Genomic DNA, 22,274 nt, shown 5'->3' with positions numbered 1-22,274 from the left:
TCCTTTTACAAGATTTTTTCAATTCCGCCGGTTTTGACAATGACGGTGCCGTCATCCAGATGCAGGTAAAAGTTGCGGGGCTGATCGCCGCCGACATCCTGACCTTTCAGCAGCAGGCTGTATTTCCAGAGGGCTTTTCGCAAAGCCAGAAAATTGCGTTTTCCGATATCAAACCCCTGCGGACCGGTTTTCATGGCCGCTCCTCCGGCGGCCTTGACAATCAAACGGCGTTTGTCGGCGCCGTATCGGAGCAGATTCTGGATGAGAACATCCATCCCGGTATCGCAGAACATGAACGGTTCGAGCTGGGCTCGGGCGGCGTCCATAGAGGATTCCGGCAGCTGATAATGAATCATGCCGCCGATTGGGACGGCGGGGTCATAGAGGGTGACGGCGACGCAGGAACCGAGCGAGTAGGTCACGAGGACCGAATCCAAGTCGGCAGAGATGCGGGCGTCCGAGACTTGCACGACGATGTTTTTCTTTTTCACAGCTGTGAGCATCATTGTTTCCTATAGATAGTCGGCTGTACGTAAGAGAAGGAATGGCGGATTCCGGTCAGGGACTCGGAATGGCCGGTGAAGAAATGCCCGTCGACATCGAGGATATCCCAGAAACGGTTGACGAGTTTTTCTTGGGTAGGTTTGTCAAAGTAAATCATTACATTTCGGCAGAAGATGAAATCAAAAGGGCCTCGAAACGGCCAGGGGTCCATCAGGTTCAGGTACTTGAACGTAAGAATGTTTCGGGCAGCAGAGGCGACTTCGTAGTACATCTCTCCGTTTCTTTCTTTTCGCGGGATTAAGTAGCGTCGTTTGAGGTCGGCGGAGACGGCAGCGACACGCTGGGCTTCGTAGAGCCCCTGCTGAGCCGTCTGAAGGACGCGTGTAGAGATATCCGTGGCCAGAATCCGCACATCCCAGGTCTGATTTTTGGGGAGGGATTCGAGCAGGGTGATGGCCATCGAATAAGGTTCTTCGCCGGAGGAACATCCAGCGCTCCAGGCGCGGATTCGGAGGCGGCCGATTTTCTGCTTTTTGGCAATCAGTTCCGGCAGAAACTTCTGTGTGAGGTATTCAAAGTGTTTGGGTTCGCGGAAAAAACTGGTCAGGTTGGTGCTGATTTGGTCGATCATTTCGTAGAACGTTTTTCCGCCGACATCCTGCAGGACGAAATCGATGTATTCGTCGTAGGATTTCATATGGTATTTTCGAAGCATTTTGGCCAGGCGGGCGCGGACGAGCTCCTTTTTGCCCTCGTGGAGATTGATGCCGCAGTGCTCATAAACCATTCGGCAAATCCGTGCAAACTGCTCATCCGTCAGAACCAATTCGTCCAAGATAGGCTGGATTAAAGTCATAGGCTCACCTCACAGATTTGCATCGGGGTCCTGGGCCAATTCGAGGAGCCCCGGTACGTCGAGAATCAAGCTGATTTGGCCGTCGCCCATAATGGCACCGCCGGAAACGCCTTTGATTTTGCCCAATCCGCGAAGGGATTTAATAACGACCTGCTGCTGGCCGAGCAGGTCATCGACCTGCAGGCAGCATCGTCGGCTGCCTTCTCCGACGACTACCAGAAGGGCTTGTTCGGGTTCTTCCACCGCACCAGAGATGCGGAAGAGCTTGTAGAGCGGAATGAGCGGGTGAAGCTGTCCACGAATCATCACGACTTTGGAGCGGTTTCGAATCGTGGAAATCTGGTCCGGGGTCGGCCGCAGGCTCTGAATGACCGAATTGATCGGGATGATATACCGCTGGGAGCCGATGGTGACGATTTGTCCGTCGATAATGGCCAGCGTTAAAGGAAGCCGGAGCGAAAAGATTGTTCCTTTGTCCGGCGCGGTTTTCATTTCGATTTTTCCGTTGAGGGCGTCGATGTTTTTCTTGACCACATCCATTCCGACGCCTCGGCCGGAGATTTCGGTGACCTTGTCGGCGGTGGAAAAGCCGGGTTTGAAAATCAGATTCAGCAGCTCTTCTTCCGTCAGTTCCTGATGTTCGGAAATCAGCCCTTTTTCGAGGGCTTTTTTGCGGATTTTTTCGGCGTTCAACCCGCGGCCGTCATCCTCGATTTCGATGACAATGCTGCCGGCCTGATGGTAGGCCGACAGTCGCAGCAGCCCCTGAGGGGATTTGCCTTTTTTGACTCGCTCCTCCGGCGGTTCGATGCCGTGGTCGATGGAGTTTCGCACCATATGAATCAGCGGGTCGGTAATCTTGTCCACGATGGTGCGGTCCAGCTCGGTTTCTTCGCCGGAGGTCTGGAAATTGATGGGTTTTCCGGCCTTTTGGGACAGGTCGCGGACCAGGCGGGCCATTTTCTGAAAGGCGCCCTGCATCGGAATCATCCGCATGGACATCGACAATTCCTGCAGGTCGCGGACGATTTTGGACTGGCTGGCGACTTTTCGGTAGAGGTCGCTGTCGGTGTGGCAGGTTTTGCTGACCTCTTCAGAAATCATCAGCTGAGCGACGGCCAGTTCCCCGGTCATGTTGATCAGGTCGTCCAGCCGTTTGGTGCTGACTTTGATGGTTTCGCGAGCGGCGGAGGAGACTGCGGCGGATGAGGAGACGGCGGTTTGGGTCTGGGATTCGGGCTGAAGAATGGGTTCGAGCTGTCTGTCCTGAGCGACATCGGCCGGGACGGGTGCCGGCTCCGCCTGGAGTCTGCCTTCGACACAGTCCTGGATTTTCTGAATCAGGGCCGGCAGGTCATTGGGAGCGGGGATCGGCTGATTTTGAGCCAGGCCCGCTTCGAGGTCTTTGAGCATGGTTTTGAGCATGTCGATGGAGCCGAAGGCCAGGTTGCTGGCGGCTCCGGACATCGTGAGGGTGCCTTTGCGGGCGCGGTCGAGCAGATTTTCGGATACGTGAGCCAGCCGATTAATGGCCGTCAGGTTCAGGAAGCCGGCCATGCCTTTGATGGTATGGAAGCCGCGGAAGATCTGATTGAGCGTTTCCGTGTTGGTTGGGTCGGCTTCGAGACTCAAAAGCGCTGTTTCCGCGGATTCGAGATGTTCGCGGGATTCGTTGAGGAAATCCTGAACGAGCGGGGCATCGTCGGGGGCGATGACAGTCGGTGGGAACTCCGATGTTTCCGTCGGAGCGGCCGTGGACGTCGGAGCGGCTGCAGCACCGGATGCAGAAGAAAGGGACTGTGTCAGAGTCTGCAGCTGACTGACGGCCTTTGTGAGCTCCTGAAGAACCTGCTCGGAGGACTGGATTTCCTGTCGGAGCAGTTTTTCAATCTGTTCGGCTCCCAGATGGGCCAGGGATTGCACCTGAAGCCGGGAGGACTCCTCCCAGCCGCTGAGGGCTTTGACGGCTTCTTCGATTTGTTTGAAGACGCCGGCGATTTCCTCGATGTCGCGGGTATCCTGCGGGTCCAGCAGGGGGAGCTTGCCGGCGGCCTGTTCAATCAGTTCTGTGATATTCACTGTCTTTTCCATAAGCATTTCAATCCGTTTTTGTACAGTCCTTTGTGGCTTCCGGCTGAGCGGCGGGAGAGCCGCCGGACAGCGTTTTGAGCAGGGTTTGAAAGATTTCCATGACGGTTACCAGACCGGTAACGGTCCCGCCGGCGTCCTGAATGGGGACGGCGCGGATTTGATGACGGCACATGAGATCCATTATTTTCCACATCGGTGTATCCGGTGAGGCCGTATGGACGGGCCGGCTCATGAACCATCGGATGCGTATCTGCAAAGAGGCCTCATCGAGGGGGCGTCGATACTCCTCAAAAGGAGAGCGGAGGTACGGGCTGAGGGCCGCATTGACATCCCCCTGAGACAGGATGCCGACGAGTTGGTCCTTTTCTTCAATCAGAGCGTACCGGGTATTGTTTTGCTGCATCCGCTGGCGGGCGGTTTCGACGGAGTCGTTTGGAGACAGCCAGAGGGGTTTTGGATTCATAAAGAGCCGGGCCGGGCAGTTCAGAACAGCGGCGTCCAGCGGGGCGGCGGACCTTCCATCCGGGGCAGACTGGACCATCTGCTGAATGGCATTCCAGACCGGATGGGGTTCGGTTGATTCCTGAGTTTGCGGACAGACCGGTGCGGCTGCGGCGGGTTCGGGGGTTTGCGGCGGCTGGCTTGCAGCCGGCTCGGGCTGTGCAGGGGCGGCCGCAGGAGCTGCGGCGGATTCCGCCGGGGTTTGTGCGGGGGCTTCCGCCGGAGCCGGTTCCTCTTTGGGCGGCTCAAAAAGAGCAGCCGGGAAGACGGCGGCTCCATGGAAGGGCGGATAGTCGCCGACGGTCATTTCCCACACGACCAGCAGACAGGGCGTGTCTTCTTTGAATCCGAAGACTTCGGCGGGTTTGTCCCAGGGATTGAGAATCTGGGTGTTGGTCTGGAGCAGGTGTTTGTGTCCGGGAAGATGTTCACGGAAGATTCGGTCCCAGGCGCCGACGGTCAGATTGCCGATTTCCTTAATGGTGTCGCTGAGTTTGAGGGCCTGCTCGAGGGTGCCCTGTTTGCACTGCTCTTTGATTTTGGCCTCCGGCAGCATGACAATGGTTCCGGACAGCAGGAACAGGGCATTTTTATCGAGGAGCAGGTCAAAGCGTCCGCTCAGTGTCCCCTGCGCTTTGATGGAATAGACGGCGGCGAATTTGGGGAAGAAGGGTTTGAGTCTGTCGAGGGTTCCCGGGGCGGCCTGACAGAGCGCGCAGCTGATGGAGATGCCGAGCATTCCGTCCATGTCTTCGCAGAATGTCTGCATAGACAGAGTGCTGACCTGCGGCAGAATCGTTTCAAGCGGGACGGATTGGACGGTTGGTTCTGTCATGGCCGATGAGTCCTTTCCAGTTTCGGCTGATTTATTTTCTTCGATACAAAAGAATAAATACAGCCGTAAACTCTTCATTCAGGCAGACGGGCACGGCTACTTTTTCTGCGCCTTCGCCGAGGTTGCTGTTCAATTCTCTGCCGGTGACTACGGTCGGAATGGAGACGGCGATATCCGGATACATATCCTGCAGGCGGCTTTTGATGCTTCCCATGACCATATTGGCCACTTCGCCGACGGCATCGCAGACTTCCTGCTGAGAGACCTCTGCATCCGGCTCGAGGGCCAGCATGTTGCGGGCGATGGTTTGTCCGCAGGGCCAGGACAGGTTGATGCCCATGCATCCTTCGATGTCGCCTTTGAAGGTGATGGTTCCAAGCAGAGACAGGGCGGATTCATCGATAGACGCCTGAGCGGACGGCTCGATTTCCATAAAAATCATCGTTTCAAATACTTCTTTGGCGGCATCGAGTACAATTTCGTGGTAGGTTTTCTGTTCGATCATGATTGGGTCCTTTCTGCATCTTGCCCTGCGTTCAGCTCATGAACGGAGCCAGCTGTTCCTGAAACTTTTCCGGTGTAAAGGGTTTGGTGATGTAGCCGTTGGCGCCGCTGGCCAGGACACTGTTAATCAAATCCTGAGCACTTTCCGTAGAAACCATAATAATTTTGGTGTTCTGACAGTTGGGCAGCTGGCGGGCCTGTTTGACCATCTCTGTGCCGGGCATTTCCGGCATGTTGATGTCGCACAGGACGATGTCCACCGGTGAGGCCTTCAGTTTTTCAATCGCCTCGGCTCCGTTTCCGGCTTCTTCGGTCCGGTCGAATTCGAGGCCGGACATTCGGACGGTGCGCATGATGATTTTCCGCATCGTGGCCGAATCATCGACTATCATCAGTGACTTTGGCATAGACAAACTCCTTATTTATGGTTTGTAAAACGAGAGAAATTCCTGCTTGTCGGAGGGGTATTTGAGCCCTCTGCAATCTGATGAAAGATTTGGTTGGACAAAGACAGCTGTCCGGCTGCGGCCTGTTGGGGGGTTGCTTCCGACCCGCCGCGGACGAGGGTTTGGAGCTGCCAGACCGTCTGTTTCATCGATTCAGCCTGTGAGGCCAGTTCCTCAGCGGCACTGGCGGCTTCTTCCGCTCCGGCGGCGTTCTGCTGAGTGACCTTGTCCATCTGGGAAACCGCCGAGTTAATCTGTTCGATTCCCTGGGCCTGTTCTTTGCAGGCGGCGGCGATTTCATTGACCAGAGCCGACGTTTTTCCGATGCCGCTGACAATCTGGTCGAGAGCGGTTTTGACTTCGTTGGAGATTTGAACACCGTTTTTGGCGTTTTTGACAGACTGTTCAATCAGCTCTGCGGTTTTTTCCGCCGCTTCTGAGGACCGAATCGCCAGGTTGCGGACTTCTTCAGCGACGACGGCAAAACCCTTTCCGGCTTCTCCGGCTCGTGCGGCTTCCACGGCGGCATTTAAGGCCAGCAGATTGGTCTGGAAGGCGATTTCATCGATGACTTTGATAATCTTGGCCGTTTCGTCGGAACTTTTCTGGATTTCCTCAATAGCCGTCAGCATTTTCTGCATGGCCTTGGCGCCGTTGTCGGCGGCCTGCTGTGCACCGGAGGCCAGGGTAGCGGCCTGAGCGGCGTTGTCGGCATTCTGTTTGGTCATGGCGGCCATCTCTTCGAGCGAGGAAGATGTTTCCTCCAGGCCGGCGGCCTGTTCAGTCGTTCCCTGTGCGAGGGTCTGGGAGGCCGATGCCACCTGTCCGGAAGCGTCGGAGACCTGCCGGACGCCCGTGAGGATTTGTTCGGCGACTTCGGTCAGCCGGTTTGTAAGCTTATGCGAAACGAAGAACCAAATCAGAAGGCAGAGGGCTGAAGAAACAGCTGCCAGGATACCGATTTGAATCATGGAAGCACGGCCGATTGAACGAAGCCGGGCACTGGATTCATAGAACTCATCCAGATAGGAACTGACGCCGATAACCCAGTCCCAGGGCTGGAAATACACGATGCGGGCGATTTTTTCCCGCGGGGCGGGTTCATCCGGGTTTTGCCAGGGATAGCGCTGTTCGGTGATTTCGCCGGGTTTGGAGGCAAGGGCTTTTTTGCAGATTTCCTGGATGAAAAGCACGCCGTTGGCATCCTTGGCATTCGCGATGTTTTCCCCGTCACGTTTGCCGTCTTTGGAAATGATGTAGCTGCCTTTGGAGTCCAGCACAAAGACGTAGCCGGTCTTGCCGACAACGGTTTTCAGAATTGCCTGCCGGATATTCGTGCAGCGTTCCTGGGGGATTCCGACATACAGGGCCCCGATAACCTTTTTCTGTGCGTCATAGAGGGGTTCATAGGCCGTGATGTACCATCGGTCCACGACAAAGGCCCTTCCTTCATATCGGCGGCCCTCGAGCAGGGCAGCGACGACGGGGTTGGGGGTTCCGTCCGGCTGGATTCTGGGGATGAAGGTGCCGATGGCGCGGGTGCCGTCAGCCTTTTCGACATTGGTGCAGACCCGCAGCATGTCGCCCTGTTCATTCATCCGCTGGAAGATGGTGCAGGTGACGCCCATGAGGTCTTTGACCTTATCAACAATCGGAGAGGGAACCTGGCGGCTGGTGTTCTGGCCCAGCCAGGTGTCGCCGACCATCAATTTGGGCAGGGTGACGGTCTGGGTGTTCTGGCTGAACTGATTGACGGCCTGCCAGGTGACGGTCGACTCATCCAGCCGTATGGCGCCTGTCTGATGGAAGATATCCCGGGCGACCCGAAGGGCCTGGTTAATATTTTCCTGGATGGACATCTGCTCGACCTGGAGCATGTTGTAGATGTGCTGAGCCAGGTGGTCCAGGTCGTTATAGGCCATTTTTGTACTTTCTTCATCGGCCACGTTTGTCATCCGCCGGTTCTGGATGCTCACAATGGCCAGAATGACCAAAATCGGCCCAAGCGTTAAAATCAGTCCGCAGGTGAGCAGTCTGGCCTTTAAGGTCAGATTTTTCAGCATACTCATCTCCTTTGTTCAGATTGGAGTTGGACTTCAATGCTGTTCATACATTTTTATTTTTAATCGTATCTGCATGGTTTACTCGGAAGCGGTTTCGGCGGATTCGCTGAGGCGGACGCTGCCGAGGACCTGGTCGATGTCCAGCAGAATCTTGATGGAGGAGCCGACCTTTCCGATGCCCAGAATAAAATCGGTCTGGACGGCGGTCCCCAGATGTGAGGATTCCTCGATGTCTTCGGCGGCGATGTCGAGCACTTCCTGGACGCGGTCCACAATCAGGCCGGCGTTGAAGGTTTTGCCGTTCTGGTTGATTTCCGCCACGATGATGCAGGTCTGGTCGGTGACTTCGGCGGCGTCCATCCCGAACCGCAGACGCAGGTCAATGACCGGAATAACCTGTCCGCGCAGGTTGATGACGCCTTTGACGAATTCCGGTGTGCGGGGGACGGCGGTAATGTTCATATAGCCGATGATTTCCCGCACTTTCAGGATTTCCAGCCCGTATTCTTCTTTTCCGAGAGCGAAGGTCAGGTACTTGCCTTCCTGAGCACCGTTTTTTCTTGCGGTTGTTTCCTGTACGGCCGTTGTCATAGTTTGACTCCTAACTGGCTTTAGGTTATCGGTCTTTGTTTGCAAAAGGGATTTAGACCTTTGGCATTCAATTCGGATAAAGAGAAAGAGGGCTTAAGCAGGAGTTGTGCAAAAAGAACAACTTGTGTGAGGATGGGGCGAAAAACTGCGGGGGTTAACGGAAAAAGGACGAAGAGAATCCAGGACTTTTCCGGAACGACGTGTCCGGGATTTCACGAGGTCTGATAAAATCAAACCATACTGGATAAAAAAAGGCCGGTCATCCTGCGGATGAGCGGCCCTGAGAAACATCGGATGCTGTCGGGACTATGGATTGGCCGTTCCGGCGGTCTCCGACAGTTTTTTCTGGAGTTCGGCGAGCTGTTTCTGAAGTTCCTGAATTTGTTTGTCTTTTTGAAGGGATTCGTTTTTGAACTGGGTGGATTTTTCCATCAAGGTCCGAGTAATTTCGAGGGCCTGCTGGTTGACCTCTTCGTACTGTTTCTGCATCCTGGCGATTTTTTCATTCTGCTGTTCGATGGTTTTGCGGGCTTCAGTCAGTTCCTGCTGGAGAGTTTGGTTTTCGTTTTGGCAGGTTACGAGCTTAGGGTTGGCTTTGCATCCGGACAGAACAGCGGCGGTCAGCCCCAACACAGCGATGATTTTTTTCATACACAATCCCTTTCGTTTGACGGTCTTTGTTTTCAATCCCTGTAATTGAGCATCTTACCGGAATGATTGGCCCAACGCAAGGGATTTGGCATGAATCCTTAACGGGCGTTCAGGCGGGGGCAATCGCATTTTGAAAGAGGGCGGCGGCAGCCCCCTGAATGAGGGCTTCTTTGCCGGCGCGGGCGGGGATGATTTCGATGGTTCTGGATGCAAAATCATAGACGTGTTCGACAAAGTAGTCCTGAAGGCGTTGTGTGAAATAAGGGAGAAAGGGCTGGCTGACATAGCCGGCGAGAATCAGCACATCCGGGTCGAAGAGGTTGACGGCGGCGGCCGCGGCGTAACAGAGGCGGTCGGCGATAAAATCCCGAACCGACAGGGCATAAGGGTCCTGTTTTTCAGCGGCCCAGGCCAGCTCTTCAACGGCCTGCTCCGGAGAGCGGAGAGCGGGGAGCCGCTGGTGCAGAAGAGAGGAGCCTCCTTCGGCGAGTTCCTGCCGCATTTTTCGCAGGACGGCGGGTCCGGAAATCAGGGCCTCCAGGCAGCCCTTGTGTCCGCAGCCGCACAAAGGGCCGTCGGGCATTACCGTGATGTGCCCGATTTCTCCGCTTCGCCGGGTGGCTCCGTACAGGAGTTTGCCGTCTATTAAGAGGGTGGATCCGACGCCGTCGGCGATATTGAAATAGATAATGTTTTTGGACTGGAGCGAGGGCTGAAGGCGGATTTCCGCCAAAAGCCGCACTTTGGTGGAGTAGATTTCCACCGGCCAGTCAAAACGGCTTTGGAGGAGCCGCTGAAGAGGAACCGATTTCCATCCGAGAGGGCTGGACAGTTCGACGACCCCGGCGGGGGTAATGGAGCCGCTGAGGGTGACGGCGATGCCGAGGATTCTGTCGGGGCGGATGGCGGCTTTGCTGACCAGCCCTCGAATGTTGATTTCAAGCAGCCGCAGAACATTCTCTACAGAATGGTCTCCAGCAAGAGCGATGGCGATTTGTTCAGTCAGCTGACAGTGGAAGTCAAACAGACCGAGTCGAAGCGTGTGCGGATTGATTTCGGCGGCGATTAGATGTCCCCCCTGGGGATTGATGCGGATCAGGACAGGCTTGGCGCCGCGTTTTCCGCTGGGAAGAGGGGTTTCGTGAATCCACTCTTTGTCCCGAAGTCGGCTGACGATGGTGCTGACCGTGGAACTGCCCAAATGAGTCATTTCGCAGATTTGACTCTGGGACAGGGGGCCATGCCTGGCCAGAAGAGAGAGTACGACTTTCTCGTTTCGACGGCCGGCCGCCTTCGAATTGATTGCGGTTTTTTCCATAGAACAATTATAATATCTCAATTCTTGAGTATTTTCAAGGTTTCTGCGGTGTTTGTTTAGGTGGATTGTAAAATATTTTACGACAATAAGATATAAGAATAATAATAAAAAACTTGCAAATTTTGTCTGCCGTGACGTAAAATAATCTCAAGTTTTGAGGATAAAAAGTGTTGACAGAACTTATTTGGAAGGGTTTGGGTTCCCGCCTGCGCGGGAACGACAAAAAAAGGGCGGGAACGACAAAAAATAAGCAAAAACGAGAAAAATAAGCAAAAAACGACAAAAAATAGGCGAAAACGAGAAAAAATAGGCAAAAAACGAGAAAAAATAAGCGAAAACGAGAAAAAATAAGCAAAAAAAAGTGTAAGGAGTCCGGCCGATGGCGGATTGGTTTGATGTGAAGGGCAAATGTGTGGTCATTACCGGCGGGGCGGGGATTTTGTGCGGGGCGATTGCGGAGGATTTGGCGTCGGCCGGCGCAAAGGTCTGTATTGCGGATTATGATGAGTTCCGCGCAAAGGAGCTGGCCCAAAAGATTGAATCGCAAGGGCATTTTGCGATGCCGCTTCGCATCAATGTTCTGGACAAAAAAGAGATTCAGGAGGCGTTTTCCTGTGCCAAAGAGACGATGGGGCGGGTGGATGTGCTGATTAACGGGGCCGGCGGCAACAAAAAGGAAGCCACTACCTCGGAACAGATGCCGTTTTTTGACCTGCCGGAGGAGGCGCTTCGCTCCGTATTCGAGTTGAATTTTATGGGGACATTTCTGCCGTCTCAGGTTTTTGGGCGGTATTTTGCTCAGGAAAAGAGGGGGGTCATTCTGAATATTTCGAGCATGAGCGCATTTAGTCCGCTGACAAAAGTGGTGGGCTACTCGGCGGCCAAGGCGGCGGTGAGCAATTTTACCGAATGGCTGGCGGTGCATATGTGCCAGAATTACTCGCCGGAAATTCGCGTGAATGCGATTGCGCCGGGCTTTTTCCTGACGCAGCAGAACCGGTATTTGCTGACGGATGAGAAGACCGGGGCCCTGACGCCGCGGGGACAGACGATTATTGCTCATACCCCGATGGGACGGTTCGGCAGTCCGGAGGAACTGTGCGGGACCGTCCGCTGGCTGATCAGCGACGCCTCCCGTTTTGTGACCGGTGTGGTGGTGCCGATTGACGGCGGCTTTAATGCATTCAGCGGCGTTTAATGATTGGGTGAAATATGCTCTATTATGCTCGCGGCAATCCGCAGGAAGAATTGACGCCTGAACAGTTGCGGGAGGGACTTTTGGCGGCTTTGGAGCAGTTGGGCCCCCGGCGAAAAGTGCTGGCGGTGCCGCCGGATATCACCCGTCTGCATTCGCAGGCGGGTCTTCTGACCCAAATGGCCTGGGATTATTATGGGGCGTCTTTGACGGATGTGCTGCCGGCTATCGGGACACATCGGCCGATGACGCCGGAGGAAATCCGAAAGATGTATCCGGGGATGCCCCTGTCGATGTTCCGGGTTCACGACTGGCGAAACGGGATTGTGACGATGGGCAAGGTGCCGGCATCGTTCATTCGTCAGGTGAGCGAAGGAAAGGTCGATTACGACTGGCCGGCCCAGGTGGACCGACTGCTGCCGGAGGGCGGATATGACCTGATTCTTTCAATTGGCCAGGTGGTGCCTCACGAAGTCACGGGGATGGCCAATTACAATAAGAATATTTTGGTCGGCACCGGCGGCTCGGAGGGCATCAACAAAAGTCATTTCCTCGGGGCGGTTTATGGAATGGAGCGGATGATGGGCCGTGCGGATACGCCGGTTCGGCGGGTTCTGAATTATGCTTCGGAGCATTTTCTTAAGGACCTGCCGATTGTATATGTGCTGACGGTGGTGGACGGAGGAGGCGGCCGACCGAAAGTGCGGGGACTCTTTATTGGGGATGATACGGAGTGCTTCCTGCAGGCGGCCCGGCTGGCTCTGCAGGTCAATTTTACAATGCTCGAGCGGCCGCTGAAGAAAGCGGTTGTCTATCTGGACCCGGAGGAATACAAGAGTACCTGGCTGGGCAACAAGAGCATTTACCGGACACGAATGGCGATGGCCGACGGCGGGGAGCTGATTGTTCTGGCGCCGGGGCTTGTGGAATTTGGGGAGGATGCTCAGATTGACCGGCTGATTCGCAAGTACGGGTATGTCGGGACAGAGCGGGTCCTGGCCCTGACGGCGGAGAATGAGGATTTGCAGGCCAATCTGAGCGCAGCGGCCCATCTGATACACGGCTCGTCGGAGGGGCGTTTTCTGGTGCGGTACTGCCCGGGCAAACTGAGCCGCAAAGAAATCGAATCCGTGGGGTTTGCGTGGGGGGATTTGAATGAGATGATGAAGAAATACAAGCCCGCTGAGCGGACGGACGGATTTCACAGCATTGACGGGGAAGAGGTATTTTTCATTTCCAATCCGGGGCTGGGGCTTTGGGCGTATCGGGAACGATTTCAGTAAAAGAGAAACCTTAAAAAACGGGAGATGAACCTATGGCACAGGCGGATATCGGCTTAATCGGACTGGCGGTGATGGGGGAAAATCTGATTCTGAATATGGAAAGCAAGGGCTTTACGGTGGCCTGCTACAACCGGACGGTGGAAAAGGTGGACGCCTTTCTGGCCGGCCGGGCGAAGGGCAAGAATATCATCGGCTGCCATTCAATTGAGGAGCTGGTGAAGGTCTTGAAGAAGCCCCGCAAAATTATGATGATGGTCAAGGCGGGCAAGCCGGTGGATGAGTTCATCGAGCAGCTTCTGCCGCATCTGGAAGACGGGGACATCCTGATTGACGGCGGGAACAGCCACTTCCCGGATACGATTCGCCGAACGCAGTATGTCGAAAGCAAGGGCAAGCTGTACATCGGGACAGGTGTATCCGGCGGCGAGGAAGGGGCGCTGCGGGGTCCGTCGATTATGCCGGGCGGTTCGCCGGCAGCCTGGCCGCATGTCAAGCCGATTTTCCAGAAGATTGCCGCCAAGACGGACAAGGGCGAGCCGTGCTGCGACTGGGTGGGGGAAAACGGAGCCGGCCATTTCGTCAAGATGGTGCACAACGGCATCGAGTACGGCGATATGCAGATGATTTGCGAGACCTATCATCTGATGAAGGACGGCCTGGGAATGACCAACGAGGAAATGCATAAGGTCTTCGCTGAATGGTACGAGGGGGAGCTGAATTCCTATCTGATTGAAATTACCCGAGACATCCTGGCGTACAAGGACGAAGAGGGCAAGTATGTGCTGGATTTGATTCTGGATGCGGCGGGCCAGAAGGGAACGGGCAAATGGACGGTGATTGCGGCGCTGGATACCGGCCAGCCGCTGACGCTGATTGGAGAAGCGGTCTTTGCGCGGTGTCTGTCGGCCCTGAAGGAGGAGCGTGTAGCTGCTTCCAAGGTGCTCAAGGGGCCTCAGGCGGCCTTTACGGGCGATAAGAAACAGATGATTGATGATTTGCGCAAGGCCCTGTACGCCTCCAAGATTGTCAGTTATGCGCAGGGGTATCAGCTGATGCGGGCGGCGGCGGCGGAATACAAGTGGAATCTGAACTACGGCGGAATTGCCCTGATGTGGCGGGGCGGCTGCATCATTCGGTCGGTCTTTTTGGGCAAGATTAAGGAGGCGTTTGACCGCAATCCGAATCTGTCGAATCTGCTGCTGGACCCGTTCTTTGCGGATGCGGTCCAGAAAGGCCAGGCCAGCTGGCGACGGGTGGTTACAATGGCGGTCCAGATGGGGATTCCGGTTCCGGCGATGGGCAGCGCCCTGGCGTTCTATGACGGATACCGCAGCGAGCGTCTGCCGGCCAACCTGCTGCAGGCCCAGCGGGATTACTTCGGCGCGCACACGTACGAGCGGGTGGACCGTCCGCGCGGGCAGTACTTCCATACGAACTGGACGGGACGGGGCGGCGAAACTTCCGCTTCGACCTATGTGGTGTAGAAACTTTCGGCTGTGGTGAAGGGTCTGGATTCCCGCCTTCGCGGGAATGACAGCAAACAATTGACAGAAAACGGCCGACAGCAAAGAGCTGGCAGCAAGCGATTGACAACAAGCAATTGACGGCAAACGGCTGGCGCTGAAGCGACCAAGCCGGGCCTGACAAGAGACCTTTGGTAAAATGACTTAGCCGGGAAGGGCAGAGATTTGTTAGAGGCAGAGTAGAACTGGGAAAGGAAGCGGCGATGCGACCGTTTATTCACGAGGATTTTCTGCTGGAAACCAAGGCGGCGTCGCGGCTGTATCACGAATACGCCGAAAAGATGCCGATTTATGATTACCATTGCCATCTGCCGGTACGGCTGATTGCCGAGGATAGCTGCTTTGAGAATCTCACGCAGGCCTGGCTCAAAGGAGACCATTACAAATGGCGGGCGATGCGGACCAACGGCATTCCGGAAGAGCGGATTACCGGTTCGGCGTCGGATTGGGAGAAGTTTTCCGCCTGGGCGGCCACCGTGCCTTATACCCTCCGCAATCCCCTGTATCACTGGACGCATCTGGAGCTGAAGCGGTATTTCGGGATTGACCGGCTGCTGGGGCCGGAGACGGCCGAGCGGATTTATGAGGCCTGCAGCGACCTGCTCAAGATGCCGGAATTCAGCATCCGCAACCTGCTGCGGAAGATGAACGTTCAGGTGCTCTGTACGACGGAGGACCCGCTGGATTCTTTGGAGTGGCATCAGCGTATCCGACAGGACGGCTTTGAGATTTTTGTGCATACGGCCTGGCGGCCGGACAAGGCGCTGGCGGCGGAGAATCCCGGTTTTTTGAATCAGTGGCTGGACGGGCTGCAAAAGGTTTCCGGCATAGAGATTCGCACGTATTCAAATCTGCTGGAGGCCCTGCATAAGCGTCATGATGAATTCCACGCCAACGGATGCCGGCTGTCGGATTACGGGCTGGAAACGGTGTATGCAGCGCCCTACACGCGGCGGGAGGTCGAAACGGCCTTTTCAAAACTGCGGGCCGGACAGACGCTGAACGAAACCGAGCTGCTTCAGTACAAATCGGCCCTTTTGTATGATATGGCGGTGATGGATGCCCAGGCCGGCTGGGTGCTTCAGCTGCATCTGGGGGCTTTGCGCAACACCAACAGCAAGATTATGAAGCGGCTGGGAGCCGATACCGGCTGTGATTCCATCGGGGATTTTGAAATTGCCCGTCCGCTGGCGGCCTTTCTGGACCGTCTGAACCGCGAAGACCTGCTGCCCAAGACGATTCTGTACAATCTGAATCCGCGGGACAATGAACTGATGGCCACGATGATCGGCAATTTCCAGGATGGGTCCTGTCCGGGAAAACTTCAATACGGTTCGGCGTGGTGGTTTCTGGACCAGAAAGACGGGATTGAAAAGCAGATAGAGGCCCTCTCTAATATGGGACTTTTAAGCCGATTTGTTGGGATGTTAACCGATTCGAGGAGTTTTTTATCCTTTCCTCGACACGAGTATTTTCGTAGAATTCTGTGCAATATCCTCGGCTCGGATGTGGAAAAGGGACTGCTGCCGCCGGATTTCGACTGGCTGGGCCGGATTGTGGAGGATATTTGTTTTCAGAATGCGTGCCGGTACTTTGATATGGAATGCCGGCGCTGTGATTCGTGAGGGCCTATGCGAAAAGGACTTTTGATTTTTATCGGTCTGATGCTGGCCTGGCTGGCGATAGGGTATGCCGTATCGGTGCTGCGCGGGGAACAGGAGGTTCGAATTCTTCGGCTGGCACACAGTCTCAGCCCCCGCCATCCGGTTCATGTCACGATGGAGTATATGGCCAAACTGGTGGAGGAAAAGTCCGGCGGCCGGCTGATTGTGCAGATTTTCCCCAACGAACAGCTGGGTTCGGAAAAGGAGCAGATTGAGGCCCTGCAGATTGGGTATATGTCGATGACCAAAACATCGACGGCGCCGATGGAGGGGTTTGTGCCGAAGATGAAAATCTTCGGAATCCCCTATCTGTTCCGCGATTCGGAGCATTTCTGGAAGGTCGCGGAAGGACCGATTGGCAAAGAGCTGCTGAACGCCGGCATCGAGAAAGGGCTCAAAGGGCTTTGTTATTATGATGCCGGAGCTCGAAGCTTTTATTCCAAAAAGCCGATTTACACTCCGGAAGACCTCAAAGGACTGAAAGTGCGGGTGATGCAGAGCATTATGTCCATGCAGATGATTGAGACGATGGGGGGCTCTCCGACGCCGATTGCCTGGGGCGAACTGTACACGGCGCTGGACCAGGGCGTGGTGGATGCAGCGGAGAACAATCCGCCTTCGTTTGAGACCTCGCGGCATTTTGAAGTCTGCCGGTATTATACGCTGGATGAACATGTCCGTGTGCCGGATATTCTGGTCATCAGCACACGGGTTTGGGACAGTCTGACGCCGGAGGAGCAGCGGATTCTCCAGGAGGCGGCGGATGAGTCGGTTGTGTTTAATCGAAAACTCTGGGCGGAGGCGGAACAGGCCTCGCTGGAGGCCGTTAAGGCGGCCGGCGTAACCGTCATTGAGCCGGATAAGACCCTCTTTCAGCAGGCCGTCAGGCCGATGTGGGAGCGATATAAAGGCACGGAGCTGGGCGAACTGATTGAAAAGATTCAGGAGATTCGCTGATGGCCGAATGGTTGAAGAAAATCCTCGACCGAAGTCTGGAAATTCTGGTGATGACGGTTATGGGGGTGCTGGTGGTTGATGTACTCTGGCAGGTGTTCAGCCGGTATGTGCTTCGGGCCCCGAGCAAATGGACGGAGGAGCTGGCGATTTTTCTGCTGATTTGGGCGGCACTGCTGGGGGCGGCGGTGGCGACCGGTCGGGGGGCGCATCTGGGGATTGATTATTTTGTCCAGAAACTGCCGCCGCGAGACCGGCTGGGTGTGGAGATTTTTGGGTTTCTGTGCATAGTGCTCTTTGCCTTTTTTGTGATGATTGTCGGCGGGACGGAGCTGGTTCGAATCACGCTGCGCCTCCAGCAGAAATCGCCGGCGCTGGGGGTACAGATGGGGTATGTGTATCTGGCGGTTCCCATCAGCGGTTTCTTTATGCTTTTGTACAGCGGAATCGGCCTGTATGAACGGCTAGTTCGTTTCTTCAGACCGTCGGATGAGCAGGCAGACGAGGTTCAGGACAAGGAGCAGTGATGGACTTTCCGATTCACATTCTGGTAGTCAGTTTCGTGATTCTGCTGGTGCTGGGGGTTCCGGTGGCCTTTTCAATGGGGATCGCCTCGGTGCTGGGTATCCTGGCGATGGGCGATTTGCCGGCCTTCACAGCGGTCGCCCACAAAATGGCGACAGGCATTGATGAGTTTTCTCTGCTGGCCATTCCCTTCTTTATTCTGTCCGGTTTGTTTATGGGCCATGGAGGGATTGCCCGTCGTCTGATTGATTTTGCAAACGTTCTGGTGGGGCATTTCCGCGGCGGGCTGGCCCTGGTCAATATTCTGACGTGTATGCTGTTTGGGGCCATTTCCGGCTCGGCGGCGGCGGCGGTTTCGAGCGTAGGCGGCTTTATGATTCCCCTGATGAACAAACGCGGCTATGACCGGGATTTCAATGCCTCCGTAACGATTACGGCCGCCACGACGGGACTGCTGATTCCGCCGAGCAACGTGATGATTGTCTATTCGCTGGCGACCGGCGGGGCGGTTTCCATCGCCGCGATTTTTATGGCGGGAGTCATTCCGGGGATTCTGGTTGGTTTGGGACTGATGCTCGTCAGCAGCCTGATTTCCTGGAAGCGGAAATACGGCAAAGGCGAAACGCTGGAACCCAATGAGGCTTTGGAGCGGTTCTTTCAGGCGCAGCCGGCCTTGCTGCTGATTGTGATTGTGATGGGGGGGATTCTGTCAGGGGTTTTTACGGCGACGGAGGCCTCGGCCGTAGCGGTGCTGTATTCGTTTCTGCTGGCAGTGGTGTTTTACAAGGAGGTCAAGTGGTCGGAAATCCCGGGGATTCTGCTGCAGGCGGGGGTGATGACGTCGGTGGTGTTTCTGCTGATTGCGACGAGTATGGCGATGAGCTGGGTGCTGGCGGCCGAGCGCATTCCGCAGGACATCAGTGCCTCGCTGCTGGGGCTGACGCACAACCGAATCCTGGTCTTGCTGATGATTAACCTGATTCTGCTGGCGGTAGGGACCTTTATGGATATGACGCCGGCGGTTCTGATTTTTACGCCGATTTTTCTGCCGGTGGTAGCCACGTTCGGGGTCCATCCGCTTCATTTCGGCATCATTATGATTATGAATTTGTGCATCGGGCTGTGCACACCGCCGGTGGGGACATGTCTGTTTCTGGGCTGCGGAATCGCCGAAACGACGGTGACAAAAGTGATGAGGCAGATCGGCTATTTCTATGCGGCCATGATTGTGGTGCTGTTGATCTGCTCCTATGTTCCTGCTTTGTCCATGTGGCTGCCCAGGCAGCTGGGGCTGCTGAAATAGCCGTCCGCCGAAGCGGAATCGCCGGCGTTAAATGGATGTCTGTTCCGTACGGGCGATGATTTCGTTCTGCAGGCCTTCGCCGAGCTCCACGAAGTAGTCGCTGTATCCGGCCACGCGAACAATCAGGTGCCGATATTGCTGCGGGTTTTTCTGGGCTTCCAGCAGGGTCTGGCGGTTGACGACGTTGAACTGGATATGATGGCCGTCGAGCCGGAAGTAGCTGCGAATCAGATGAACCAGCTTGTCCAGCCCTTCCCCTTCAAGCACCTGCGGGATGAATTTCATATTGAGCAGGGTGCCGCCGGTTCGGGCGTGGTCGAGCTTGGCGGCGGATTTGAGCACGGCCGTCGGACCGTGTGTGTCCGCTCCCTGACTGGGGGAGATGCCGTCAGAGAGGGGCAGGCCGGCCTTGCGTCCGTTGGGCAGGGCGCCGGTGACCTGACCGAAATAGATGTGGACCGTGGTCGGCAGGAGGTTAATGCGGTATCTGCCGCCTTTGGTGTTGGGACGGCCGTTGATAGCGTCGTAATAAAGGTTGAATAAATCAACAGCGATGGAGTCGGCGTAATCGTCATCGTTGCCGTAGCAGGGGGCCTGCCGGAGCAGATTCTGAATGTCTTCCATTCCTTCGAAGTTGGCCTCGAGGGCTTTTAAGAGGGTCCGCATGGGAAGTGTTTTGCGGTCGAAGACGTGGAATTTGACGGCCGTGAGGGCATCGGTGAGCGTGCCGATGCCAACGCCCTGAATATAGGTTGTGTTGTAGCGAGGGCCGCCGTTGTGGTAGTCTTTGCCCCGCTTGATGCAGTCATCGACCAGCACGGACATAAAGACGGCAGGCATCCATTCCGCATACAGCCGTTCGATGATTTGGTTGCCGCGGATTTTGATGTTGATAAAGTGATTCAGCTGCTTTTTGTAGGCGTCGCGCAGCTGTTCATAGGTTGTAAAGGTTTCCGGGTCGCCGGTTTTGGGGCCGACCTGGACGCCGGTTCGAGGGTCGCGCCCGTTGTGAAGGGTGACCTCGAAGATTTTGGGCCAGTTGCAGTAGCCGGTGAGGATGCAGCTTTCTTTGCCGAAGGCGCTGACTTCCACGCAGCCGCTGGGGCCGCCGCTTCGGGCATCAAAGAGCGATTTGCCGTCGTGGAGCATTTCGCGAATGATGACATCCGTATTAAAGACGGACGGCTGGCCCAGACCGGTGCGGATGACCTGACAGGCCCGTTTGACGAATCGGTCGGGGTTTTTGGCGCTGATTTGGATGCAGCAGCTGGGCTGGACGAGCTGCATTTCCTCGACGACTTCGAGAATCAGATAGGAAACGTCGTTGACGGCGTCCTGCCCGGTTTGGGGGTCCACACCGCCGACATTGATGAGCGAAAAATCGGTATAGGTGCCGCTCTGTTCTTCCGTGATGCCGACCTTGGGCGGGGCGGGCTGGTTGTTGAACTTAATCCAGAAGCACTCCAGCAGCTCTTTGGCCTGCTCGCGGGTGAGCGTTCCGGCTTCCAGCTCTCGTTTGTAGAAGGGATACAGATGCTGGTCGAGGCGGCCCGGATTGAAGGAATCCCAGACGTTCAGGTCTGTAATGACGCCCAGATGGACGAACCAGTAGGCCTGCAGGGCCTCGCGGAAGGTTCGGGGCGGGTAGGCGGGAACGTGCCGGCAGACGGCGGCGATTTCCTCCAGCTCTTTTTTGCGGACGGGGTCGGATTCACTCTGGGACAGCTGCTGGGCTTTTTCAGCGTACCGGCGGGCCAGGGTCAGTACGGCATCGATCGCCAGTTTCATTCCTTTCAGTTCCTGGAGTTTTGCATGGGCCTCCGGGTCGCCGTAAAAGTCCAGACTGCGGATGGACTGGCTGATTTCATCCTGCAGGTCGAGCAGGCCTTTGCGGTAAATCTTGTCGTCGAGGATGGCATGTCCGGGCGCCCGCTGCTCCATAAACTCGGTGAAAATGCCTGCTTCAAAGGCCCGATGCCAGTCTTCGCTCATCGCAGCGAAGACCTTTTCCCGCATCGTTTTGCCCTTCCAGAACGGAATGATTTTTTCTTGGTAAACCTTTTTGACATCCTCGCTCACATCAAAGGAGGTTCGGGTGCGCCGTGCCATAATTTCGAAATCTTCGAGGGTATGGCAGCACAGTTCCGGATAGGTATAGGTGGCTTTGGGGGCCGGTCCCCGCTCGCCGACGATTAATTCACCATCGTTGATGCAGATGTGCTTGCGGCTCATGATGTAGTTCAGAGCCAGGCCGCGGACAATCGGGGGAGAAAACTCCATCGTGACGCCGCTCTGATAGAAATCGGTAATCAGTTCAGCCCGTTCGGCGCTGATGTAGGGTTTGGTGTTGACACTTTGCTCTCGCAGTTTGAAAACTCGTTCGTTCATAAGTTTTATCCGCCCATTGTTACTGTAAAGCCCATTTGCCGAAGCCGCTGGGCCAGTTCCTGCATCTGCTGCTCGGAAGGCCGGCTGGAGCGGAACATTTGTTCACTTTTTCCGAGCCGCTCGGCCTTGGCGAGTCCTCCACTATTATACGGCAGGAGGTCAATTTGTTTTATCTTTTTCAGGTTTTGAATGAATTGGCCGATGGCTTCAATTACTTTCGGGGAGGCATTGAAGCCCGGAATGATGGGAATACGAACAACAATTTGGCGTGCGTGCCGGCTTAACCAATGTATATTATCCAGAATCAGGGAATTGTCCACGCCTGTAAATTCCCGGTGTTTTTGTGAATCGAGATGTTTGATGTCGCACAAAAAGAGGTCTGTCAAATCCAGAATTGACTTTAATGTTTCCTGTTTTCCATAGCAGGATGTGTCCACGGCTGTATGGAAGCCCTTTTCTTTACAAGCGGTCAGCAAAGCACGCAGAAAATCAGGCTGGGCAAGGGGTTCCCCTCCTGAAAAAGTGACGCCCCCGCCGGACTGGTCATAAAAGATGGAATCTTTTTCTATTTCTTTTAAGACCTCGTTAACGGTGACCTTCCGGCCGACTTTTTCCATCGCCTGGGCCGGACAAGGCAGGATACAGGCGCCGCAGACGGTACATCGGCTTGGAATGCGATGTATTCTGCCGTTTATCTTCTCAATGGCTCTGTTTGGACAAACCTGGATACAGCGTCCGCACTGGATACAGCGGACAGAGCGGTGAATCATTTCGTCAGAAGATTCCCAGCTTTCCGGATTGTGACACCAGGAACATCGAAGCGGGCAGCCTTTAAAAAAGACGGTCGTGCGAATGCCGGGGCCGTCATGAATCGCATATTTTTTGATATCAAAAATTATACCGGTTATGCAGCTGTAATTCATGTTTCTTTGCGAACAACAGGAACCCTGAGCTTACCAGAGAAAGTCTTTTTTTTCAATGAATTTGAAAGAGCAAGTGATTGAAGCGGTTCAGTGTAGAAATTTTCCAAAGCAGGCTGGAAAGCCGGCGGGTTTTGGATATACTATCCCTTTCATAGT

General features: G+C 55.3%; 20 protein-coding genes. 8 read left to right on the top strand and 12 right to left on the bottom strand.

Annotated features, from left to right (window positions below; translation table 11 throughout):
• Window positions 1–5: 5 nt before the first annotated feature.
• From WHS88_08825 to WHS88_08780, 10 genes are all read right to left on the bottom strand, one after another.
• Window positions 6–506 (bottom strand): chemotaxis protein CheD, encoded by a 501-nt coding sequence (locus tag WHS88_08825; protein MEJ5260278.1) that lies wholly within the window; start codon window positions 504–506, stop codon window positions 6–8.
• A complete protein-coding gene (locus WHS88_08820; GenBank protein ID MEJ5260277.1) occupies window positions 503–1,360 on the bottom strand; it encodes a protein-glutamate O-methyltransferase CheR in 858 nt (285 codons plus the stop codon). The genes WHS88_08825 and WHS88_08820 overlap by 4 nt, the downstream gene beginning before the upstream one ends.
• A 9-nt stretch (window positions 1,361–1,369) precedes the next feature.
• The gene (locus tag WHS88_08815) at window positions 1,370–3,451 is read right to left on the bottom strand and encodes a chemotaxis protein CheA (protein MEJ5260276.1); all 2,082 of its coding nucleotides are present in this window, start codon (window positions 3,449–3,451) and stop codon (window positions 1,370–1,372) included.
• 7 nt (window positions 3,452–3,458) lie between these two features.
• Window positions 3,459–4,787, bottom strand: a complete 1,329-nt coding sequence (locus WHS88_08810) for a CBS domain-containing protein (protein ID MEJ5260275.1) — start codon at window positions 4,785–4,787, stop codon at window positions 3,459–3,461.
• Window positions 4,788–4,818: 31 nt separating this feature from the next.
• Window positions 4,819–5,292: a chemotaxis protein CheX gene (locus WHS88_08805; GenBank protein MEJ5260274.1), complete on the bottom strand. Its 474-nt coding sequence runs from the start codon at window positions 5,290–5,292 to the stop codon at window positions 4,819–4,821.
• 31 nt (window positions 5,293–5,323) lie between these two features.
• Entirely contained in the window at window positions 5,324–5,698 is a 375-nt protein-coding gene (locus tag WHS88_08800) for a response regulator (GenBank protein MEJ5260273.1), read from the bottom strand.
• An 11-nt stretch (window positions 5,699–5,709) separates the two neighbouring features.
• The gene (locus WHS88_08795; protein ID MEJ5260272.1) at window positions 5,710–7,800 is read right to left on the bottom strand and encodes a methyl-accepting chemotaxis protein; all 2,091 of its coding nucleotides are present in this window, start codon (window positions 7,798–7,800) and stop codon (window positions 5,710–5,712) included.
• Window positions 7,801–7,878: 78 nt separating this feature from the next.
• Window positions 7,879–8,391 carry a chemotaxis protein CheW gene (locus tag WHS88_08790; GenBank protein ID MEJ5260271.1) on the bottom strand — a complete coding sequence of 171 codons (513 nt, stop codon included), beginning with the start codon at window positions 8,389–8,391 and terminating at the stop codon, window positions 7,879–7,881.
• A gap of 306 nt (window positions 8,392–8,697) precedes the next feature.
• On the bottom strand, window positions 8,698–9,042 hold the full coding sequence (locus WHS88_08785; GenBank protein MEJ5260270.1) for a hypothetical protein: 345 nt from the start codon (window positions 9,040–9,042) through the stop codon (window positions 8,698–8,700).
• A gap of 109 nt (window positions 9,043–9,151) precedes the next feature.
• Complete coding sequence (locus WHS88_08780) at window positions 9,152–10,360, bottom strand: ROK family transcriptional regulator (GenBank protein MEJ5260269.1); 1,209 nt, start codon at window positions 10,358–10,360, stop codon at window positions 9,152–9,154.
• Window positions 10,361–10,739: 379 nt separating this feature from the next.
• Here WHS88_08780 and WHS88_08775 point away from each other — a divergent pair, with 379 nt between their 5' ends.
• From WHS88_08775 to WHS88_08745, 7 genes are all read left to right on the top strand, one after another.
• Complete coding sequence (locus WHS88_08775; GenBank protein ID MEJ5260268.1) at window positions 10,740–11,558, top strand: SDR family oxidoreductase; 819 nt, start codon at window positions 10,740–10,742, stop codon at window positions 11,556–11,558.
• Between the two features lie 14 nt (window positions 11,559–11,572).
• The gene (locus tag WHS88_08770; protein MEJ5260267.1) at window positions 11,573–12,838 is read left to right on the top strand and encodes a lactate racemase domain-containing protein; all 1,266 of its coding nucleotides are present in this window, start codon (window positions 11,573–11,575) and stop codon (window positions 12,836–12,838) included.
• A 32-nt stretch (window positions 12,839–12,870) separates the two neighbouring features.
• A complete protein-coding gene (gnd, locus tag WHS88_08765) occupies window positions 12,871–14,322 on the top strand; it encodes a decarboxylating NADP(+)-dependent phosphogluconate dehydrogenase (GenBank protein MEJ5260266.1) in 1,452 nt (483 codons plus the stop codon).
• 242 nt (window positions 14,323–14,564) lie between these two features.
• A complete protein-coding gene (uxaC, locus tag WHS88_08760) occupies window positions 14,565–15,986 on the top strand; it encodes a glucuronate isomerase (GenBank protein MEJ5260265.1) in 1,422 nt (473 codons plus the stop codon).
• 6 nt (window positions 15,987–15,992) lie between these two features.
• Window positions 15,993–16,982, top strand: coding sequence for a TRAP transporter substrate-binding protein (locus WHS88_08755; protein ID MEJ5260264.1), 990 nt, complete (start codon window positions 15,993–15,995; stop codon window positions 16,980–16,982).
• On the top strand, window positions 16,982–17,506 hold the full coding sequence (locus tag WHS88_08750; GenBank protein MEJ5260263.1) for a TRAP transporter small permease: 525 nt from the start codon (window positions 16,982–16,984) through the stop codon (window positions 17,504–17,506). Before WHS88_08755 ends, WHS88_08750 begins: the two co-directional genes overlap by 1 nt.
• Window positions 17,506–18,807: a TRAP transporter large permease gene (locus WHS88_08745; GenBank protein ID MEJ5260262.1), complete on the top strand. Its 1,302-nt coding sequence runs from the start codon at window positions 17,506–17,508 to the stop codon at window positions 18,805–18,807. The genes WHS88_08750 and WHS88_08745 overlap by 1 nt, the downstream gene beginning before the upstream one ends.
• A 27-nt stretch (window positions 18,808–18,834) precedes the next feature.
• Here WHS88_08745 and hypD read toward each other — a convergent pair whose 3' ends face one another.
• Window positions 18,835–21,195 (bottom strand): trans-4-hydroxy-L-proline dehydratase, encoded by a 2,361-nt coding sequence (hypD, locus tag WHS88_08740; protein ID MEJ5260261.1) that lies wholly within the window; start codon window positions 21,193–21,195, stop codon window positions 18,835–18,837.
• A 5-nt stretch (window positions 21,196–21,200) separates the two neighbouring features.
• Complete coding sequence (locus WHS88_08735; GenBank protein MEJ5260260.1) at window positions 21,201–22,049, bottom strand: glycyl-radical enzyme activating protein; 849 nt, start codon at window positions 22,047–22,049, stop codon at window positions 21,201–21,203.
• On the opposite strand from WHS88_08735, the gene WHS88_08730 reads away from it, so the two are divergent.
• Entirely contained in the window at window positions 21,957–22,199 is a 243-nt protein-coding gene (locus WHS88_08730; protein MEJ5260259.1) for a hypothetical protein, read from the top strand. The genes WHS88_08735 and WHS88_08730 overlap by 93 nt on opposite strands.
• Window positions 22,200–22,274 lie beyond the last annotated feature (75 nt).

It is taken from the genome of Anaerohalosphaeraceae bacterium, assembly GCA_037479115.1.
Lineage (GTDB): Bacteria > Planctomycetota > Phycisphaerae > Sedimentisphaerales > Anaerohalosphaeraceae > JAHDQI01.
The sequence above is the reverse complement of the archived record's forward strand: the minus strand, read 5'-3'. Positions and strand labels throughout refer to the sequence as shown.